General features: G+C 67.0%; 16 protein-coding genes. 8 read left to right on the top strand and 8 right to left on the bottom strand.

Going from position 1 to position 19,402, the window contains the following annotated elements:
- Window positions 1-180: 180 nt before the first annotated feature.
- Window positions 181-1,890, bottom strand: coding sequence for an ABC transporter permease (locus METUNV2_RS0110210; RefSeq protein WP_232415658.1), 1,710 nt, complete (start codon window positions 1,888-1,890; stop codon window positions 181-183).
- A gap of 86 nt (window positions 1,891-1,976) precedes the next feature.
- Between METUNV2_RS0110210 and METUNV2_RS20350 the strand changes: the two genes are divergently transcribed.
- From METUNV2_RS20350 to METUNV2_RS0110225, 3 genes are read left to right on the top strand one after another with little or no spacing between them, the layout of a single operon-like run.
- The gene (locus METUNV2_RS20350; protein ID WP_018229375.1) at window positions 1,977-3,062 is read left to right on the top strand and encodes an ABC transporter ATP-binding protein; all 1,086 of its coding nucleotides are present in this window, start codon (window positions 1,977-1,979) and stop codon (window positions 3,060-3,062) included.
- A complete protein-coding gene (aat, locus tag METUNV2_RS0110220) occupies window positions 3,059-3,763 on the top strand; it encodes a leucyl/phenylalanyl-tRNA--protein transferase (RefSeq protein ID WP_018229376.1) in 705 nt (234 codons plus the stop codon). The genes METUNV2_RS20350 and aat overlap by 4 nt, the downstream gene beginning before the upstream one ends.
- 18 nt (window positions 3,764-3,781) lie before the next feature.
- On the top strand, window positions 3,782-4,531 hold the full coding sequence (locus METUNV2_RS0110225) for an arginyltransferase (RefSeq protein WP_018229377.1): 750 nt from the start codon (window positions 3,782-3,784) through the stop codon (window positions 4,529-4,531).
- A 238-nt stretch (window positions 4,532-4,769) separates the two neighbouring features.
- Here METUNV2_RS0110225 and METUNV2_RS0110230 read toward each other — a convergent pair whose 3' ends face one another.
- On the bottom strand, window positions 4,770-5,219 hold the full coding sequence (locus tag METUNV2_RS0110230; protein ID WP_026188053.1) for an REP-associated tyrosine transposase: 450 nt from the start codon (window positions 5,217-5,219) through the stop codon (window positions 4,770-4,772).
- Window positions 5,220-5,653: 434 nt separating this feature from the next.
- Here METUNV2_RS0110230 and METUNV2_RS0110235 point away from each other — a divergent pair, with 434 nt between their 5' ends.
- From METUNV2_RS0110235 to METUNV2_RS19375, 3 genes are all read left to right on the top strand, one after another.
- A complete protein-coding gene (locus METUNV2_RS0110235) occupies window positions 5,654-6,667 on the top strand; it encodes a quinone-dependent dihydroorotate dehydrogenase (protein ID WP_018229379.1) in 1,014 nt (337 codons plus the stop codon).
- A gap of 7 nt (window positions 6,668-6,674) precedes the next feature.
- Window positions 6,675-8,048, top strand: a complete 1,374-nt coding sequence (locus METUNV2_RS0110240) for an MATE family efflux transporter (protein ID WP_018229380.1) — start codon at window positions 6,675-6,677, stop codon at window positions 8,046-8,048.
- A gap of 124 nt (window positions 8,049-8,172) precedes the next feature.
- Window positions 8,173-8,946: an energy transducer TonB gene (locus METUNV2_RS19375; protein ID WP_026188054.1), complete on the top strand. Its 774-nt coding sequence runs from the start codon at window positions 8,173-8,175 to the stop codon at window positions 8,944-8,946.
- 31 nt (window positions 8,947-8,977) lie between these two features.
- Here the strand turns inward: METUNV2_RS19375 and METUNV2_RS0110250 are convergent, their stop codons facing one another.
- The 5 genes from METUNV2_RS0110250 to METUNV2_RS0110270 all read right to left on the bottom strand — a co-directional run bounded on the left by METUNV2_RS0110250 (window position 8,978) and on the right by METUNV2_RS0110270 (window position 15,182).
- Window positions 8,978-9,952 (bottom strand): IS110 family transposase, encoded by a 975-nt coding sequence (locus tag METUNV2_RS0110250; protein ID WP_018229382.1) that lies wholly within the window; start codon window positions 9,950-9,952, stop codon window positions 8,978-8,980.
- Between the two features lie 376 nt (window positions 9,953-10,328).
- Window positions 10,329-11,336 (bottom strand): NAD-dependent epimerase, encoded by a 1,008-nt coding sequence (locus tag METUNV2_RS0110255; RefSeq protein WP_018229383.1) that lies wholly within the window; start codon window positions 11,334-11,336, stop codon window positions 10,329-10,331.
- Between the two features lie 10 nt (window positions 11,337-11,346).
- Window positions 11,347-12,669 carry a UDP-glucose dehydrogenase family protein gene (locus METUNV2_RS0110260; protein ID WP_018229384.1) on the bottom strand — a complete coding sequence of 441 codons (1,323 nt, stop codon included), beginning with the start codon at window positions 12,667-12,669 and terminating at the stop codon, window positions 11,347-11,349.
- A 34-nt stretch (window positions 12,670-12,703) separates the two neighbouring features.
- Window positions 12,704-13,843, bottom strand: a complete 1,140-nt coding sequence (locus METUNV2_RS0110265) for a M14 family metallopeptidase (protein WP_018229385.1) — start codon at window positions 13,841-13,843, stop codon at window positions 12,704-12,706.
- Window positions 13,844-13,994: 151 nt separating this feature from the next.
- Window positions 13,995-15,182, bottom strand: coding sequence for a GAF domain-containing protein (locus METUNV2_RS0110270; protein ID WP_026188056.1), 1,188 nt, complete (start codon window positions 15,180-15,182; stop codon window positions 13,995-13,997).
- A 128-nt stretch (window positions 15,183-15,310) separates the two neighbouring features.
- Between METUNV2_RS0110270 and adh the strand changes: the two genes are divergently transcribed.
- Both adh and METUNV2_RS0110280 read left to right on the top strand, forming a co-directional pair.
- Window positions 15,311-16,825 (top strand): aldehyde dehydrogenase, encoded by a 1,515-nt coding sequence (gene adh / locus METUNV2_RS0110275; RefSeq protein ID WP_018229387.1) that lies wholly within the window; start codon window positions 15,311-15,313, stop codon window positions 16,823-16,825.
- 251 nt (window positions 16,826-17,076) lie between these two features.
- The gene (locus tag METUNV2_RS0110280) at window positions 17,077-17,466 is read left to right on the top strand and encodes a DUF779 domain-containing protein (protein WP_018229388.1); all 390 of its coding nucleotides are present in this window, start codon (window positions 17,077-17,079) and stop codon (window positions 17,464-17,466) included.
- Window positions 17,467-18,068: 602 nt separating this feature from the next.
- Here the strand turns inward: METUNV2_RS0110280 and METUNV2_RS0110285 are convergent.
- Complete coding sequence (locus tag METUNV2_RS0110285) at window positions 18,069-19,391, bottom strand: NAD(P)/FAD-dependent oxidoreductase (RefSeq protein ID WP_018229389.1); 1,323 nt, start codon at window positions 19,389-19,391, stop codon at window positions 18,069-18,071.
- Window positions 19,392-19,402 lie beyond the last annotated feature (11 nt).

Genomic DNA, 19,402 nt, shown 5'->3' on the forward strand with positions numbered 1-19,402 from the left:
CCCATATTGGGCGAAGGCTCCTGCACAGCCGCCGCAATCGCGGCGAGGGCGCCGCTCCCACGAAGTCGGCGACAGACTGCGGACACCTGTGGGAGCGGCGCCCCCGCCGCGAAAGTGCCTGCACCCCACACCGCATCCAGCAAAGCCGCCGCACTCCCGGCGACTGTTCAGCGCCGCACCTCAGTTCCGCCGCGAACGCGCGATCTGGCGTGACAGCGCGATCAGCGGCAGCAGACCCACCACTACGATGGCGAGTGCCGAAGTCGATGCTTCCTGCAACCTCTCGTCGCTGGCCAGCGTGTAGGCCTGGGTGGCCAGGGTGTCGAAGTTGAACGGCCGCATCACCAGCGTGGCCGGCAGTTCCTTCATCACATCGACGAATACCAGCAGCGAAGCGGTCAACAGGCTTCCGCGCAGCATGGGCCAGTGCACCCGGCGCAGCGTTTCGCCGGCCCCCAGGCCGAGGCTGCGCGCTGCTTCGTCCATGCTGGGCGTGATGCGGGCCAGACCCGAGCCGACCGACTGCAGCGAAACGGTCAGGAAGCGCGCCAGATAGGCGTACACCAGGGCCGCAATGCCGCCGGTCAGCAGCAGACCGGGATTGTGGCCAGTCCAGTGTTCCCACAGGCCGGACAGCGCGTGATCCAGCCGGGTGACCGGAATCAGGATGCCCACCGCGATCACCGCGCCCGGTACCGCATAGCCGAGGCCGACCGCGCCGCGCGCCAGCGCCACCAGCCGCGACCGACTCACGCGTACCGCGTAAGCCAGCAGCAGCGCCAGCGCCACCGCACACAGGCTGGTGGTGGCCGCCAGCGTGAAGCTGTTCAGCGCGAGCCCGATGAAGCGTTCGCCGAACTGCGCATCGCCTTCGGAAAACGCCCACTTCAGCAGCACGCCGGCGGGAATCAGGAAGCCGGCCGCCAGTGGCAGCAGGCAGAGCACGCTCACGCAACCGCCGGCGAACGGCGACAGCGCATGCCGGCGAGCACTGCCACCGGCGCGGCCGCTGTCGTGGAAGCGCGCGGCACCGCGGCTCAAGCGCTCCAGCAGCAGCAGCGTGGCGACGAATCCGAGCAGTACCGCAGCCAGCTGGGCGGCCGCCACCCGGTCGCCGAGCGAGAACCAGGCGCGGTAAATGCCGGTGGTGAAGGTCTGCACGCCGAAATAGCTCACCGCGCCGTAGTCGGCCAGCGTTTCCATCAGCGCCAGCGACACGCCGGCGGCGATGGCCGGACGCGCCAGCGGCAGGGTGATACGGAAGAAAGCCGACCAGGCGCCCTGCCCCAGCATGCGCGCCGCCTCGTTCAGGCCGGCCGCACGCTCGATCAGCGACTGGCGCACCAGCAGATAGACATAGGGATAGAGCACCGCGACGAACATGCAGGCGGCACCGCCGGTGCTGCGCACGTCCGGGAACCAGTAATCACCCCGCTCCCAGCCGAAGGTGTCGCGCAGCGCGGTCTGCACCGGGCCGACGAACTGCAGCAGATCGGTATACGTATAGGCCATGACGTAGGCTGGCGTGGCCAGCGGCAGCACCATGGCCCATTCCAGCACGCGGCGGCCCGGAAATTCCCACATCACGGTAGCCCACGCGGCCGCGACGCCTATGGTCGCGGTGCCCAGCCCCACCCACAGGCAGAGCCACAGCGTGCTGGCGATGTAGTCCGGCAGCACGGTGGACGCCAGATGCGCCCAGGTATCGCCGGTGCCGCCGGCGAACAGGTTGAACAGCACCGACAGCACCGGTGCGGCGACCAGCGCAGCCAGCAGCAGCGCACTCAGGGAGAGGGGGTGAAAACGGCGGGCGAACACGTGGCGGATGGGCTTTGCCGGCCGTGCCGGCTTTCGGTTGCGGTGTGTTGTCGTGCGGAACGCTGCCCACATGACGGCGCTGCATTATAATTGAGAGCGATTATCGATCTTGATACAGATCACTGATTTGTCCTGCCGCCGCCCTCAGACTTCGGTTCATGTCACAACTGCAGCTTGAATCCGTACGCATCGCGTACGGCGCCACCGAAGTCGTCCGCGACCTCTCGCTCAGCCTCGAACGGGGTCACATCGGCTGTCTGCTCGGTCCGTCCGGCTGCGGCAAGACCACCATACTGCGCGCCATCGCCGGTTTCGAGCGGCTGACCGGCGGTCGCGTCACCATCCGCGGTGAAACCGTGTCCACGCCGCAGCAGCACCGCGCGCCGGAACAGCGGCGGGTCGGCATGGTGTTCCAGGACTTCGCGCTGTTCCCGCATCTGAGCGTGGCCGACAACGTGTCTTTCGGCCTGCGCAGCGGCTCGCGCGCGGAACGTCGCGCCCGTGCCGACGAAATGCTGGCAGTGGTCGGTCTGAGCGAGCACGCCGACAAATTCCCGCACCAGCTGTCCGGCGGCCAGCAGCAGCGCGTGGCGCTGGCGCGCGCACTGGCGCCGGATCCGGAACTGCTGCTGCTGGACGAACCGTTCTCCAGCCTCGACGTCGAGCTGCGCACCCGGCTCGCGGTCGAACTGCGCGACATCCTGAAAGCGCGCGGCATCACCGCCATTCTGGTCACCCACGACCAGCAGGAAGCGTTCGCCATCGCCGACGAGATCGGCGTGATGAAGGCCGGCGAGCTGCTGCAGTGGGACAGCGCGTACAACCTCTACCACCGCCCGGCCAGCCGCTTCGTCGCCGACTTCGTCGGCCAGGGCGTATTCCTGCCCGGCACGCTGCGCGGCGACCACGAAGTGGAGCTGGAACTGGGCGTGCTGCGCAGCGAATTCCCGTTCGAATGCAAGGACGGCTGCCCGCACTGCGCTGGCAACACCCGGGTCGATGTGCTGCTGCGGCCGGACGACGTGGTGCATGACGACGCCGCGCCGCTGCGCGCCGAAGTGATGGGCAAATCCTTCCGCGGCGCGGAGTTCCTGTACACGTTGCGGCTGGCGTCCGGCCAGCGCGTGCTGTCGCTGGTGCCATCTCATCACAATCACGCGATCGGCGAATTCATCGGCATCCGGCTCGACGCCGACCATGTGGTGGCCTTCCGCCACCCCGAGGCGGCCGCCCGCGCAGCGTGATTCCCTGGCTGGAACCGGGCGACGCCTTTCCGCCGGTCACGCAGGCGCTGGACGAGCCGAACGGCTTGCTCGCCGCCGGCCTCGAACTGACGCCGCAACGCATCCTCGACGCCTACCGGCAGGGCATTTTCCCCTGGTTCTCCGAAGGCGAGCCGGTGCTGTGGTGGAGCCCTGACCCGCGCATGGTGCTGGTGCCATCGGAAATCCGCATCACGCCGTCGATGCGGAAGGTGCTGCGCAACCGTCCATACGAAGTGCGCTGCGACACCGCCTTCGAGCAGGTGATGCAGCTGTGCGCCGAACCGCGCGACGGCCAGCGCGGTACCTGGATATCGGAACCGATGATCGCGGCCTACTGTACGCTGCACGCGCAGGGCTGGGCGCACAGCGTCGAAACCTGGGTCGAGGGCGAACTGGTGGGCGGCCTGTACGGCATGGCCATCGGCCGCATGTTCTACGGCGAATCGATGTTCAGCCGGGTACGCGACGGATCGAAGATTGCGCTGGTGCATGTCGCGCGCTATCTTGAATCGCAGGGCGTCGAACTGATCGACTGCCAGATGAACACCGCGCATCTGGCGTCCATGGGCGGCCGTGAAATTGCGCGCAGCGAATTCTGCCGCGTGCTGTCACAGTCGGTGCTGTCGGCCCATCCGCGACGCTGGCGTCCCGACGAGATTCCGCACTACTTCAGAGACTGAACACCGAACGCTGACGCCATGGCGCTGCTCAAGGACCTGCCCTTCACCACACTGCAGTTCTATGCAACGGCGCCCTATGCCTGTTCCTATCTGCAGGGGCGTACCGCGCGTTCGCAGGTCGCCACGCCATCCAACCTGATCGATGCCCGGCTGTACAGCGATCTGGTGCGCGCCGGCTTCCGGCGCAGTGGCGTGTTCACCTACCGGCCCTACTGCGACGCCTGCCGCGCCTGCACGCCGGTGCGCCTGCCGGTGGAGCGCTTCGTGCCGTCGCGCACCCAGCGTCGTGCCGAGAAGAAGCACGAAAATCTGGTCGCGCGCGAGGCGCCGCTGTCCTTCCGCGAAGAGCATTACGCGCTGTACCAGCGTTACCAGTCCAGCCGTCACAGCGGCGGCGGCATGGACCAGGATTCGCGCGAACAGTACGCGCACTTCCTGCTGCAGAGCCATGTCGACACCCGGCTGATCGAATTCCGCGAAGGCAGCGCGCCCGACGCCCCACTGCGCATCGTGAGCATCATCGACATCCTCGACGACGGCCTGTCGTCGGTCTACACCTATTACGACCCGGACGTCGAAGGCGCCAGCTACGGCACCTTCAACATCCTGTGGCAGGTACGCCTCGCCCGACTGCTCGGCCTGCACCATGTCTATCTCGGCTACTGGATACGCGACAGCGCCAAGATGGCCTACAAATCCCGCTTCCGCCCGCTCGAAGGCCGCATCAACAGCGCCTGGCGAGAGCTGGACGAAGACGACCTGGGCTGAACCCATCGCGGCGATGCGCCGCTCCCACCAGTACTGAGACGCCCTGCAAATTCCGTGGGAGCGGCGCCCTCGCCGCGATTCAGGCGCCTGCTCGGTAGACGGCGCCAAGTACAGGCCCTATCGCGACGGGGCGTCGCTCCCACAAAATCCGCCGCCCCCCCACCGGGCCTGATCGTGGGAGCCTCGCCGCGATTTCGGCGCATGCTCACGAGACAGCGCAGGACGCAGGCCATACGCTTCACCCCGGCAGCCAGATCGCGTCCCAATGCGGATAGTCTCCAACCCGGTCCACCAGCCCTGCCCTGACAGGATTCGCCACGATGTAGCGAGCACAGTTGATCAGACTGTCCTCGTCGCGCAGCGCGTGATCGTGGAAGCCTGCCTGCCAGAGTCGCCGGCCACAGCGGTGCGCACTGACGGACTTCATTTGTTGCATCAGCGCCTGCAGCGACAGCGAGCCGGTCAATGTCAGCAGACAATGAAGGTGATCCGGCATCAGCACATACGCCAGAAGCGCAAGCTCTCCGCGCTCGACAGCAGCGGCAAGCGTTCGGACCACGCAGCGCGCTGCGGTCAGGTCACGGAATATCGGAGCACGCCCGATCGTCGTAGTCGTGACCATATAGGTAGCGCATGTCTGAGAATGACGGCCCTTGCGCAAACGGTGGGAAGAGGGAAGACCTATCATGCAAAAAGCATAGGACAAAGAAAGCCGGCTGAAACCGCTTCTACCTTGTGGGAGCGGCGCCCCCGCCGCGATTCCAGCGCCTGTTCAGGAGACGGCGCCGGGTGCAGGCCCCATCGCGGCGAGGCGCCGCTCCCACGAAACCAGCCAGTCCCCGCCGAGCCCAGATTGTGGGAGCGGCGCCCTCGCCGCGATTCCAGCGCCTGTTCAGGAGACGGCGCCGGGTGCAGGCCCCATCGCGGCGAGGCGCCGCTCCCAGAAACCCGCCGGCCGCCACCGAGCCTGATCGTGGGAGCGGCGCCCCCGCCGCGATTTCGGCGTTTGCTGGCGAGACTGCGCCGGACAACGCAATGCGCCGGTTGCCTCGTCCCGGTGGCGGGCCGATAATCCGCGCCTTTGCGCCGCAGCATCGCGGTGCGCCCGATCCGGATTCCGCCATGCTCTACCCGCTGCTGCGCCCCCTGCTGTTCTCGCTCGACGCCGAGCATGCCCATGAACTGACACTGGGCACGCTCTCGAAGCACCCCGGTCTGGTGCCGCAGCAGCGCATCGCCGCAAACCCGGTGCGGGTGATGGGCATCGATTTCCCGAACCCGGTCGGTCTGGCTGCCGGACTGGACAAGAACGGTGCCGCCATCGACGGTCTGGCCCGCCTGGGCTTCGGCTTCATCGAGATCGGCACCATCACGCCGCGGCCGCAGCCGGGCAATCCGAAGCCGCGCATGTTCCGGCTGCCGCAGGCGAACGCCATCATCAATCGCATGGGTTTCAACAATCTCGGTCTGGACGCGCTGATCGAGAACGTGAAGCGCTCGCGCTGGGTGCGCGAAGGCGGCATCCTCGGCATCAACATCGGCAAGAACGCCGACACGCCGATCGAGCGGGCCACCGATGACTACCTGATCGGCCTGCGTGGCGCGCACCCGTACGCGCGCTACATCACGGTGAACATTTCCAGCCCGAACACCAAGAACCTGCGCCAGCTGCAGGGCGCTGACGAACTGAATCAGCTGCTGGGCGCGCTCGACGCGGAGCGCCGGAAGCTCGACGCGGCCGCGGGCCGCGTGGTGCCGATCGCGCTGAAGATCGCCCCGGATCTCGACACGGAACAGATCGAGGCGATCGCCGACGCCACCGCGCGTCACCGCATCGACGCACTGATCGCCACCAACACCACGCTGTCGCGCACCGGCGTCGAAAACCTGCCGCATGGCGGCGAAGCCGGTGGTCTGTCCGGTGCGCCGGTGTATGAGAAGTCGACCGCGGTGCTGCGCGCGCTGGCGCAGCGGCTGGACGGCCGGGTGCCGCTGATCGGTGTCGGCGGCATCACCGAAGGCGCGCACGCGAAAGCCAAGATCGACGCCGGCGCACAGCTGGTGCAGCTGTACAGCGGCCTGATCTACCGCGGCCCTGCACTGGTGGCCGACGCCGCGCGCGCGCTGGCGCGCTGACCCCGGCATGAGCACGGCTGCCCGCGAAACGCCGCGCGGCACCGCCGCCGGAATACTGTCGCTTGCATGGCCGATGTTCGTTTCGCAGCTGGCCGGCATCGGCACCCACATCGCCGACACCCTCATCACCGGCCACCACGCCACGGTCGACCTGGCCGCGGTCGCGGTGGGCGGCGGTCTGTTCGTGTCGGTGGTGATCGCGCTGATCGGCGTGCTGCAGGCGGCCTCGCCCATCATCGCCCACCACGTCGGCGCCGGTCGCCATGAAGACATCACGCCGGCCTTCCAGCAAGCGGTGTGGCTGGCGCTGTTCCTGTCCGTGCCAGGTGCGCTGCTGCTGGCCTTTCCCGACCCGCTGCTCGCGCTGTCGCGGCTCGACCCGGTGGTCGAAGCCAAGGCGCGCGCCTATCTGGCCGCGCTGGCCTGGGCTGTGCCGTGCGCGTTGCTGTTCCGCGCCTTCCAGGCGCTGATGAACGGCATCGGTCATCCGCGGCCGGTCATGCTCATCATGCTGGCCTGTCTGGCGGTGCATGTGCCGCTGGCATGGGCGCTCACCACCGGCTTTTTCGGCGCACCGCTGGGCGCACTGGGCTGCGGCCTGTCCACACTGACGGTGAATGCGCTGTCGGTGCTGCTGGGGCTGGGCTATCTGCTCGTGTCGCGCCGCATGCGTACCCTGCGCCCCTTCGCCGACTGGCAGGCGCCACGCGCATGGGCACAGCGCGACATGCTGCGACTGGGCGGGCCGATGGGGGTATCCAATTTCGTCGAAATCACCAGCTTCACGCTGATCGCGCTGTTCGTCGCCCGGCTCGGCCCCGACGTGGTCGGCGGGCATCGCGTGGTGGCCAATCTGAACGGTCTGTGTTTCATGCTGCCGCTGGCGCTGGGCAGCGGCACGCTGGTGCGTGTCGGTCAGGCCGCCGGCGCACGTGACTGGGCTCTGGCCCGCAGCACTGCACTGACCGGTGTCGCACTGGCCAGCGGCCTCGCGGTGGTGATCGGGCTGTCGCTGTGGGCAGTGCACGACGCGCTGTTGACGCTGTTCAGCACCGACCCGGCGGTGCTCACGGTCGCCCTTGGGCTGATCCCCTATGTGGTGCTGTTCGTGCTGGTCGATGCGGCGCATACGCTGGCCTCGTTCGCACTGCGCGGCTACAAGGTGACGCTGGCGCCGATGCTGGTCCACACCGTGTGCTTCTGGGGCGTCGGGCTGGGCCTGGGCGCGTGGCTGGCATTCCACGGGCTCGAAGGCGTGACCGCCCCGATGGGCGCTGCCGGCTTCTGGTTCGCGACGCTGCTGTCCACTGCACTGGCGGGCATCCTGATCGGCGGACTGCTGATGCGGGTGATCCGCCGTACGCCGCACGCACAGCCCTGAAACGCCGCCCGGACCCGGGAAAAAATCCCGACCGTGCACCGGGTGCGGTCTATCAGGTAAAGTCCGCCACTGCCCCGCCCGGAACAGAACAAACCACTCGTCCGGGTTTGCCCCAGCACCGCTGATGAATCCGACCTCCGTACTTCGCCCACCCTATATTGCGTATTTCCGGGACTTCTCCCGTTTTCGCTCCTGGCTGTGGGCAGCCGCCTTTGTCGCCTCCATCCTTGTTCATGCCTTCGTCGTATGGCGGGCATCGGTGTATGTGCCGCGCGTGCATGAGCCGGAAGTACGTGTCGACATCCGGATGATCGAGCCGGAGCGCCCGGTGCCGCCGCCCCCGCCGCCTCCACAGAAGATCATCGAACCGCCGCCTCCGCCGCCGACCAAGCCGACGCCAAAGCCGCCTAAGGATGTGCCGCGCCCGGCACCGCCGCTGCCGGTACTCGCCGCGCCTCCCGCCCCGGCCGACGCACCGGCGGAAAGGGTGGTTGCGGTACAGCCGCCGCCGGCCCCGCTCCCGCCGATAGACGCCCCGCCGCCGCCCCCGGCACCGCCTGCGCCACCGGCCCCCGCGCCGGTCGCACCGCCGCCGGAAAACTATGACGCGCTGATCAACAGCTTTGGTCGCGAAGTGGGCAAGTTGTTCGAATCGAACCAGAAATACCCGGCTGTCGCCCGCACCCGCAACCAGCAGGGTTCGCTGGAACTGGTGTTCGAGTTCGACAACGGTCAGCTGGTGAATGTGACCGTGAAGCAGTCCAGCGGCTTTTCGGTGCTCGACAACGCGGCGGTGGAGGTCGGGCGCAAGATGAAGCTGCCGCCCTTCCCGGGCAGCCTGGCGCACCGCAAGTTCAGCTTCGTGCTGCCGGTGAATTACCGGCTGCAGGGCAGCTGAGCGACGGCCGGCGACGGCCCTGTGGGAGATTCTATGTTCGAGCGCAAGCGTTTTCGTGTTGTTTAGGGACGTAGTCGGAAGCGTTCTTCATTAGCGAGAAGGCGATCCTTGCGAGCTTTCTGGCCAGTGCGACCAGCGCCTGGGTGCGGCTGAATCCGCGCTGGAGCATGCGCTGGTAGAAGGGCTGCCAGGTACTGGATCGGCTGGCGGCCATGGCGGCGTTGTAGAGCAGGCGGCGCATCTCGGCATCGCCTTTCTTGCTGAGCGCTCCGCGTCCGCGCTGGGTGCCCGACTGACGCACGGTCACATCCAGGCCGAGGAAGGCGATGAAGGCATCGGCCCGGCCGAATGCGGCGCGGTGAAACGTGGCGCACAGACCGGCGGCGGTGAGTGCGCCGATACCTTCGACCTTGAGAATGCGCCGGTACGGGTCGCCCCAGCCGCTGGTGCCGATCAGCGCGGCGATGCGCTGTTCCAGCCGTTTGATCAGCGCCTGGATCCGCTCGGTGACGGCCCGCACCTGGCGGGTGAAGCCGGGCAGCTCCTCCATGCTCTGACGCATGCGGCCCAGGCAACGCACCAGTGTGGCGCGACGGCGCAACAGGGCGCGCAGTTCGGTCACCGCACGGGGCGGCAGCGAGAACGGGCGCAGACGCGCCCCTTCGTGGGCGAGATAGCGGGCGATCAGCCCCGCGTCGTGCCGATCGGTCTTGGCGCGCTGGCCCAGCGTGTCGCGGTATCTGGACAGCGTGTAGCCGTCGATCAGATACACCCGATGACCGGCGCCGATGAGCAGCTCGACCAGCGCGCGGTGGTAGGTGCCGGTGGATTCGCAGGCGATGTGGCAGGCGCCCGGGGGCAAGGTGCGCAGCCAGCCGCGGATGGCCGGGGCGGTGTTGTCGATGTGCAGCACCGGCGAGCGGCCGTACTCGGCGATGTCCAGCCAGCGCTTGGAGACGTCGATGCCAAAGCGGGGGGATTCGGTCTGACTTGTCACGATGAGCACCTCCGGACTATGGTTGAAGGGCTTGTCGGGGTCACCTGGGCACAGGCTTGCAGGATATGGTCGGTACCGGGTCAGACGCGGTCCGAAGGATTCCTCATCGGTGCTCGGGGGTGAAGGCGGGACATCTCTCCCACTGTCTGTACGTGCTTGCCGTCAGATGCGGCGCTCGTCCCTCCGCCCGACAAGCGTCCACTACTACGCTTGCCGAAGGTGAACATACAAGCGGCGCCCCCGCCGCGATTCGTCGGCTGCTCATGCGATGGCGCTGGGCAAAGACCCATCGCGGCGGGTCGCCGCTCCCACAAAATCCACTCAAGCTACGGCAGTTGCACGAGCAGCCACCCTCAAGGGGCTCGTTCAAGCCCCCTGAGCGCCTTCAGACTTTGTAGTACGCCCGGTACCACTCGACGAAGCGCGCGACGCCTTCGTGGATGGGGGTAGCCGGCGAGAAGCCGGTCCAGGCGGTCAGTTCGGACACGTCGGCATAGGTGGCCGGCACATCGCCCGGCTGCATCGGCAGCAGGTTCTTCTGCGCGGTGATGCCCAGCGCCTGTTCGATGGCCTCGATGAAGGTCATGAGCTTCACCGGACCCTGATTGCCGATGTTGAAAACCCGGTACGGCGCCCGTGAATGACCCGGATGCGGACGGTCGCCATCGAAGGCCGGATCCGGTTCGGCCGGGCGGTCCAGCGTGCGGATGACGCCTTCGACGATGTCATCGATGAAGGTGAAATCGCGCTGCATGTCGCCGCGGTTGAATACGTCGATCGGACGCCCTTCCACCATCGCCTTGGTGAACAGGAAAAGCGCCATGTCCGGCCGGCCCCAGGGGCCATACACGGTGAAGAAACGCAGGCCGGTGGTGGGCACGCCATACAGATGGCTGTAGGTGTGCGCCATCAGTTCGTTGGCCTTCTTGGTCGCGGCGTACAGGCTCACCGGGTGGTCGACGCTGTCGGCCTCGCTGAACGGCATCTTCGTATTGCCGCCGTACACGCTGGAGCTGCTGGCATACACCAGATGCTGCACGCCGGCGTGGCGGCAGCCTTCCAGAATGTTCATGAAGCCGACGATGTTGGCGTCGACATAGGCGTGCGGATTCTGCAGCGAATAGCGCACACCGGCCTGTGCCGCCAGATGCACGACGCGGTCGAAGCGCTCGGTGGCGAACAGCTGCGCCATGCCGTCGCGGTCCTCGACCGACATCTTCACGAAGCGGAAACCGGGCTGCGGCGTGAGCCGGGCCAGGCGCGCCTCCTTCAGCGACACTTCGTAGTAGTCGTTCAGGTTGTCCAGCCCGACCACCTCGTCGCCGCGGGCCAGCAGGCGCTGGGCCACGTGCATGCCGATGAAGCCGGCGGCGCCGGTGAGCAGTACTTTCATCGTGCGCGACTCAGCGGCGGCCGATGGCCGAGTACTCGATGCCGAAGCTGCGCGGCAGCTCGGTTTCGTACAGATTGCGGCCGTCGAAAATGACCGGCTGCTTCAGCGTCGCCTTGATGCGCTCGAAGTCCGGGCTGCGGAATTCCTTCCACTCGGTCACGATCACCAGCGCGTCCGCACCTTCCAGCGCGTCCATCGGCTTCTCGGCGTAGGCCAGCCGCGGCTCGTCGCCGAAAATGCGCTTCGCTTCAACCATCGCCACCGGGTCGTAGGCGGTCACCGTGGCGCCGCGCTTGAACAGCTCGGCGATGATGACCCGGCTCGGCGCTTCGCGCATGTCGTCGGTGTTGGGCTTGAACGCCAGACCCCACAGCGCGAAGCGCCGACCCGACAGGTCTTCGCCGAACTTCGCGACAATCTTGTCCACCAGCACCATCTTCTGCACGTCGTTGGCGTCTTCCACCGCCTGCAGCACCTGCAGCGCCTGGCCGTTTTCGCGGGCGGTGCGGATCAGCGCCTTCACGTCCTTCGGGAAGCAGCTGCCGCCGTAGCCGCAGCCGGCGTACAGGAAGTGGTAGCCGATGCGCGGGTCAGAGCCGATGCCCTGGCGCACCATTTCGATGTCCGCGCCCATGCGGTCGGCCAGCAGCGCCAGTTCGTTCATGAAGCTGATGCGCGTGGCCAGCATTGCGTTGGCGGCGTACTTGGTCAGTTCCGCACTGCGCACGTCCATCACCACCAGCTTGTCGCGGTTGCGCTGGAACGGCGCGTACAGCGCGCGCATCAGATGCACCGCGCGCTCGTCGTCAGCACCGACCACGATGCGGTCCGGACGCATGAAGTCCTCCACCGCCGCGCCTTCCTTCAGGAACTCGGGGTTGGACACCACCGCGTATTCCAGGCTGAGGCCGCGCGCCGCCAGCTCTTCGGCGATCGCCGCCTTCACCTTGTCAGCCGTGCCCACCGGCACCGTGCTCTTATCGACCACCACCTTGTAGTCGGTCATGAGCCGGCCGATGTTGCGCGCGGCCGACAGCACGTACTGCAGGTCGGCCGAGCCGTCCTCGTCCGGCGGCGTACCCACCGCGATGAACTGGATGGTGCCGAAGCGCACCGCTTCGGCCACGTCGGTGGTGAAGTGCAGGCGCCCCGCTTCCACGTTGCGCGCCACCACGGCGTCCAGTCCCGGCTCGTGGATGGGAATGCCGCCCTCCTTCAGGATGCGGATCTTCTCCGGGTCCAGGTCCAGGCACAGCACGTCGTTGCCCATCTCGGCCAGGCAGGCCCCGGACACCAGGCCTACGTAGCCGGTACCGATTACGGTGATCTTCATTCAGAGAGGTCCGTCGAAGTTTTCAAAAGTGAATTCAATTGCCCGTGCGGTCTTCAAGCGCCGCCAGCAGAGCCTGCAGCGTGGCCGCCCCCAGACGCTGACTGCGCGCGCTGCTCCAGCCGAACAGCCCGTCCGGCAGATTGGCATTGTCCTTGAAGGGCATTTCAAGCGTGAGCGCGAGGCAGCCGAAGCGGTGATACACCCATTTCGATGCCAGCGTGAGCAGCTCGTCAGTGAAACGGTCTGGCGCATAGCCCTCGGTCATCTGGAAATCCGGGCTCGCCGCCAGCAGTGCGTCTGTGAAGCGGCGTTCCTGTTCGCGATGCGCGTCGGTGAAGCCGGGCACCATGCCGTTGCCGTCGGTAAACACGTAAGGCAGGGTTTCGTCGCCATGAATGTCGAGAAACACATCGACACCGGTCGCTTCCATCTTCGCGCGCACCAGGGCGACTTCCGGGCTGCTCTGCACATCCGGCTCGCGCCAGGCGCGGTTCAGGTTGGTGCCGCGGGCATTGGTGCGCAGATTGCCGCGCACCGCGCCGTCCGGATTCATATTGGGCACGACGTGAAAACAGGCACGCTCCAGCAGGCGACGCGACACCGGGTCCGAAGTGTCGTACAGCCGGCGCAGCAGGCCCTCGACATAGAACTCCGCCATTGTTTCACCCGGATGCTGACGCGCGGTGATCCACACATTGCGCCGCCCGGGGGCCGGTCGACCTACCGTGATGAGGTTCAGGTCGCGGCCATCGGGCGTCGCGCCCAGATCGCTCACCGTGGCCACCGGAGAGGCATCCGCCTCGCCCAGCAGTTCGAGATGCCGCTCCCACGAATAGGGCTCGAAGTAGGCGAAATAGACGCTGTCGAAATCCGGCGTGATGCGGAAGGTGTAGCGCTCACCGTCGTACTGGCCGGCCGACAGCCGGAACCAGTTGCGCCTGTCGTACGAGGCCACCACCCGGTAACCGTCCCAGCCGCCCGGGTAGGCCGACTGGCCGGCGTTCTCGAAACTGATGGAACACGCCTGTCCGCGCGCGCCCTGCAACCTGAAGTGGAACCACTGCCGGAACGCCGCCGCGTTGTCAGACGGCAGGTTGAGGCGGATGTTCGACGCATCCGAACAGTCCAGCACCTCGATGGCACCGCTGTCGAACTGGCTGCTGATACGGATCAATGGGAGCTCCCGGGGTGAAGTGGCCGGAAGTATACAGCGTGCCGCCGCCCCACCTGGCGCCACCCGGGCAAGAGCGGCCCCTCGGTAAACGGCGCCCGTTCGTCATCGACCAGGCTGCAGGCCGCGGCCGGAAGACCGCGACAGGGCCGCCTCAGACCTCGCCGAACGTTCTGGCCAGCAGCGCGCGGCCCGGGTGGTCGGGGGAGAGGAGCTCGCTCAGGCGCTGCAGGGCGTCCACCGCCTCGGGCGACTGGCCGAGGTGGTTGAGCAGGACGTCCGGGTTGTCGACGCGGAAGATGGCTTCTGACAACCGCGATTCGAGGCAGTCGCGCCAGGCGCGCAGCAGCGGGCTTTCGGTGCGGGGCAGGAAGGCGCCGCGGTAGATGCCGAGCGCGTTCTCGATGCGGCCGGCGTCAAGCGCCTGTTCCAGATCACGGAAATCGGCCTGCCAGTTCACCAGCAGCCGGTAAGGCCGCGATCCGATGGCGCCGCCCAGGCGCTCACGCAGCTGCGACACCTCGGTCTTCAGCGTGGCCACGCTGACCGGGCGGTCGCCGTACAGCGCGGCGTGCATGCGCTCGAGATCCAGCCCCTCAGGGTGCAGCGCCAGCAGACAAAGGATTTCCAGCTGCCGCGGTGACAGCGGCATCGCCCTGCCCTGCAGCACCGCCTGCGGCGTACCCAGCGTGCGCAGGCGCAGCACCGGCATGTGGCTCAGCGACTGCAGCGCCTGCGATACGCGCTGCGCGAAACGCTCGACCGCGTGCAGCGCCAGCGGCGAATGCTTGTTCCAGGTGGTCGACAGATCGACCACGCCCAGCACCTCGCCACTGGTGGCGTCGCGCACCGGGGCGGCGTAGCACACCCAGTCCTGCACCGCCGGGATGAAATGTTCGGCCGAGAACACGCTGGCCGGGCGCCGGTAGCGCAGCGCCAGCGCCAGCGCATTGGTGCCGACCGAGCGCTCGTCCCAGCGGCCGCCGGGAACGAAATGCACCCGCTCCGCGCGGTTGCGCATGCTGCGGCTGCAGCCGGTCCAGAGCAGCCGGCCTTCGGCATCGCTCACCGCGGCCACCATGCCGCTCTCGCGCGCCACGGTTTCGAGCTCACCGACGCAGGAAGTGACCGCCTGCCCGTAGGGCGTCTGGGTCCAGTCCGGCACCGTGTCTTCTATAGGCGCGGCAGAACATGTTTCGGACACCGCCTCGCGCGATCGCTGCCACGAACCGGCGATGTCCATACCCACCACCACGATGCGTTCGCCCGGCGTGCGCTCGCCCCGCCGTATCGACTCTATACGGCGGCGGCGTGCCGCTAGATTTGCCACAGAACCCGTCATTCGTCTCGCTCCACCACTACCTACCGGATACCTACCTGCGACGCAGTAGCGTGCGCGGTGACCCTGTGTTGTTCTGTCGTGCATTGTTGCCGACCGCAGGGGCAATCGACAACTCGAGGAGGAAATACATGCGTTACGCCGATCCCGGTCAACCCGGCTCGAAAATCACCTTCAAGCCCCGTTACGACAACTTCATCGGTGGCAAGTGGGTAGCGCCTGTCGAAGGACAATACTTCGACAACATCTCCCCCGTCACCGGCAAAGTCTTCTGCCAGGCCGCCCGCTCGCAGGCCGCCGACATCGAACTCGCTCTCGACGCCGCCCACAAGGCACGCGATGGCTGGGCCCGCACCTCACCGGCCGCCCGTTCCGCCGTCCTCCTCAAGATCGCCGACCGCCTCGAAGCAAACCTCGAGCTGCTGGCTGTCGCCGAAACCTGGGACAACGGCAAGCCCATCCGTGAAACCCTGGCTGCCGACATCCCGCTCGCCATCGACCACTTCCGTTACTACGCCGGCTGCATCCGCGCCCAGGAAGGTTCGCTGTCCGAAATCGACGACGACACCGTCGCCTACCACTTCCACGAGCCGCTGGGCGTTGTCGGCCAGATCATCCCGTGGAACTTCCCGATCCTGATGGCTGCGTGGAAGCTGGCTCCCGCACTCGCCGCCGGCAACTGCATCGTGCTGAAGCCCGCCGAGCAGACCCCGACCTCGATCATGGTGCTGGCCGAACTGATCGCCGACCTGCTGCCGCCGGGCGTGCTGAACATCGTCAACGGCTTCGGCATCGAAGCCGGCAAGCCGCTGGCCACCAGCCCGCGCATCGCCAAGATCGCCTTCACCGGCGAAACTACGACCGGCCGCCTCATCCTGCAATATGCTTCCCAGAACATAATCCCGTCGACCGTGGAACTGGGCGGCAAGTCGCCGAACATCTTCTTCGACGACATCATGGACCAGGACGACGACTTCTTCGACAAGACGCTCGAAGGCTTCGCCATGTTCGCGCTGAACCAGGGTGAAGTCTGCACCTGCCCGAGCCGTGCGCTGGTGCAGGAATCGATCGCCGACAAGTTCATCGAACGCGCCATCGCCCGCGTCGCCAAGGTGCGCGGCGGCCACCCGCTGGACACCGACACCATGATCGGCGCCCAGGCCAGCTCGGATCAGGCAGAGAAGATCCTGTCCTACATCGACATCGGCCGCAAGGAAGGCGCCGAGGTGCTGATCGGTGGCGCCAAGCGTGCCGAATCGGAAACCGCCGGCTACTACATTCAGCCGACGGTCCTGAAGGGCCACAACAAGATGCGCATCTTCCAGGAAGAAATCTTCGGCCCGGTGCTCGCGCTGACCACCTTCAAGGACGAAGCCGACGCACTGGCGATCGCCAACGACACCATGTTCGGCCTCGGCGCCGGCGTGTGGTCGCGTTCGGTGCATCGCACCTACCGTTTCGGCCGCAACATCCAGGCCGGCCGCGTATGGACCAACTGCTACCACCTGTACCCGGCTCACGCCGCGTTCGGTGGCTACAAGCAGTCGGGCATCGGTCGTGAAACCCACAAGATGATGCTGGATCACTACCAGCAGACCAAGAACCTGCTGGTGAGCTACTCGCCGAAGGCGCTGGGCTTCTTCTGATGCAGTGGTAATGAAAAGGGGCGCTGCGGCGCCCCTTTTTTCGTCCACCATGCGCTCACTGGCAGGAGTGGTCTTCTGACCGCGGCGGCAAACGAAGCGCCGGCGCAACATGACCGGCCTTGTCGCGGTCAGAAGACCGCTCATGCAGGACATCGGGACTGCCGCAACGGATCGACGCACCCCGACGCCTGAAACCATTCACAGAACAATACGATCATCATCCGTACCCGACCCACGCAGGAGGAGAACCCATGGTCACCCGCGTCACCGCCACCCCCGAAGCGCTCGAATGGATCGCCCGGCTCGCCAAGAAGCACGGTCCGCTGCTCTTCCATCAATCCGGCGGATGCTGCGACGGCAGCGCCCCGATGTGCTACCCGCGCAATGAATTCAAGCTCGGCAGCTCGGACTACATACTCGGCGAGATCGGCGGCATGCCCTTCTGCATGAGCGTGCCCCAGTTCGAGTACTGGCAGCACACCCACCTCATCATCGACGTCGTGCCGGGCCGAGGCTCCGGCTTCTCGATCGAATCGCCGGAAGGCGTCCGTTTCCTCACCCGCTCGCGTCTGTACGAGCCGGACGAAGAGGCCGAACTCGAAAAGCTCGGCCTCCCGCCCCGCGGCGACACGCTGGACTGATCTCCGCGGCTGTTGCGCCCGCGATCAGCCCGCCAGGGCTGATCGCGACATCCCCTCTCCACCACGGGCGCAGAGCCCACCCGTGCAACCGCCCCATCGTGGCGAGGCGCCACTCCCACAACACCGAAACTGCTTTCGCCTGTCTGTAGGCACAGCCTTACCGGCGCCTGAGCACGCGCACCGGCCTGGTGGGAGCGGCGCCCTCGCCGCGATACGGCCTCAAGCGCCCGCCACCTCCGTGCAACCGCCCATCGTGACGAGGCGCCACTCCCACACCACCGAAACCGCTTTCGCCTGACTGTAGGCACAGCCTTACCGGCGCCTGAGCACGCGCACCGGCCTGATGGGAGCGGCGCCCCCGCCGCGATACGGCCTCACGCGCCTGCCATCTCCGTGCAACCGCCCATCGTGACGAGGCGCCACTCCCACACCACCGAAACCGCTCTCGCCTGACTGTACGCGCAGCCTTACCGGCGCCTGTGCATGCGCACCGGCCTGGTGGGAGCGGCGCCCCCGCCGCGATACGGCCTCACGCGCCCGCCATCTCCGTGCAACCGCCCCATCGCGGCGAGGCGCCTCACTCACGAAACCGCAATCGCGACTCAGGCAAAGGTGTCGTCGAACAGACGGGCGGCCCACTTCATCATGTGCTCGTAGTTCTCCTTGCTGCGCGCGGGCGCTTCTCCGAACGACGCATCCACCCGCTTCATCAGACCGGTGGCCGGATCGTAGGCGAACACCGCGTTCAGCCACGATGCCGTGTCATAGGTGATCGGGCTGAAACAGGCCGAATTCGCCACCACGCTCTGCATGCGTACCGCGTCATCCACCGGCCAGCCATTCACCATGCGCACGATGGCGTCGGCGCAGATCTTGGCTTCGGAGTTCGCGATATGCCCCGCCTTCGGCAGGCCGGTGCCCTGCGCGTCGCCGATCACATGAATGCGCGCTGCCGCGGTCGATTCGTAGGTGAGCGGATTCACCCCGGCCCAGCGGCCATTCACGTTCACCACGCCCAGATCGTGCGCGAGCCGGGCTGCGGTGTTGCGCGGAATCACGTTCAGCACGTCGGCAGTCCAGGCGATCTCGCCGCCCACGCCATCACTCACCCAGGCTTTACGGCGCGCGCCCTCGAAGCTCACGCGGGTCACCGTCGCATTCGGCACGTATTCCAGCCGGCCGGCGTACAGCGTGGTGAATGCGTTGCGGAACATGAGCGGCTCGGCCTGGATGTCGGCATTCGCGTCCAGCACCACCAGCTTCGACTTCGGCTTCTTCCGCTTCAGGAAATCGGCGATCACGCAGGCGCGCTCGTACGGCCCGGGCGGGCAGCGGTAAGGCGCTTTCGGAATGCTCATCACCACGGTGCCACCGTCTGCCATCGCATTCAGCTGGTCGCGCAGCGACTGGGTCTGCGCGCCCGCCAGCCAGGCGTGCGGCACCCGCATCTGCTGCTCTGGCGTATCCAGCCCCGGTACCGGGTCAAAGCCAATACCCGGCGCGATCACCAGACGGTCGAAATCGAGCGCGATGCCGCTGGCCAGATCCAGCTTGCCGGCCACCGGATCGGCCGCCACCGCGCGGTCGGCCACCACCTCGATGCCGTATCGCTGCTTGAGCCTGTCGTAGCCAAAACCCAGGCTCGCCAGCTTTACCCGGTCATTCAGCACCAGATTGCTCAGGATGCACGAGACATGTCGTGCGTTCGGCTCGACCAGCGTCACCGACACGCCTGCGCCGCCCCACTGCGCGATGTACTTCGCCGCGGTCGCGCCGCCGAAGCCACCGCCCACCACGACCACGCGCGCCGCCGCCGCGCGGGCCGGCCGGGCCGCGCCCATCGTTGCCAGCACCGACGCACTGCCCAGCATGCCCAGAAAGCCGCGACGGTTCAGCGGCTGCTTCAGAATGGTTTCGAAACTCATGTCAGTGCCCT

Origin of the sequence: Methyloversatilis universalis EHg5, from assembly GCF_000378945.1 — a bacterium.
In the GTDB taxonomy this organism is placed as follows: Bacteria; Pseudomonadota; Gammaproteobacteria; order Burkholderiales; family Rhodocyclaceae; genus Methyloversatilis; species Methyloversatilis universalis_A.

What these genes read in the sequence shown, in the direction of transcription:
- METUNV2_RS0110240 (WP_018229380.1), top strand. Translation starts at nt 6,675, where the DNA reads ATGAGCACGGCTGCCCGCGAAACGCCGCGCGGCACCGCCGCCGGAATA.
- adh (WP_018229387.1), top strand. Translation starts at nt 15,311, where the DNA reads ATGCGTTACGCCGATCCCGGTCAACCCGGCTCGAAAATCACCTTCAAG.
- METUNV2_RS0110210 (WP_232415658.1), bottom strand. Translation starts at nt 1,890, where the DNA reads ATGTGGGCAGCGTTCCGCACGACAACACACCGCAACCGAAAGCCGGCA.
- METUNV2_RS19375 (WP_026188054.1), top strand. Translation starts at nt 8,173, where the DNA reads ATGAATCCGACCTCCGTACTTCGCCCACCCTATATTGCGTATTTCCGG.
- METUNV2_RS0110280 (WP_018229388.1), top strand. Translation starts at nt 17,077, where the DNA reads ATGGTCACCCGCGTCACCGCCACCCCCGAAGCGCTCGAATGGATCGCC.
- METUNV2_RS0110230 (WP_026188053.1), bottom strand. Translation starts at nt 5,219, where the DNA reads ATGATAGGTCTTCCCTCTTCCCACCGTTTGCGCAAGGGCCGTCATTCT.
- METUNV2_RS0110260 (WP_018229384.1), bottom strand. Translation starts at nt 12,669, where the DNA reads ATGAAGATCACCGTAATCGGTACCGGCTACGTAGGCCTGGTGTCCGGG.
- METUNV2_RS0110285 (WP_018229389.1), bottom strand. Translation starts at nt 19,391, where the DNA reads ATGAGTTTCGAAACCATTCTGAAGCAGCCGCTGAACCGTCGCGGCTTT.
- METUNV2_RS0110255 (WP_018229383.1), bottom strand. Translation starts at nt 11,336, where the DNA reads ATGAAAGTACTGCTCACCGGCGCCGCCGGCTTCATCGGCATGCACGTG.
- METUNV2_RS0110235 (WP_018229379.1), top strand. Translation starts at nt 5,654, where the DNA reads ATGCTCTACCCGCTGCTGCGCCCCCTGCTGTTCTCGCTCGACGCCGAG.
- METUNV2_RS20350 (WP_018229375.1), top strand. Translation starts at nt 1,977, where the DNA reads ATGTCACAACTGCAGCTTGAATCCGTACGCATCGCGTACGGCGCCACC.
- METUNV2_RS0110225 (WP_018229377.1), top strand. Translation starts at nt 3,782, where the DNA reads ATGGCGCTGCTCAAGGACCTGCCCTTCACCACACTGCAGTTCTATGCA.
- METUNV2_RS0110270 (WP_026188056.1), bottom strand. Translation starts at nt 15,182, where the DNA reads ATGACGGGTTCTGTGGCAAATCTAGCGGCACGCCGCCGCCGTATAGAG.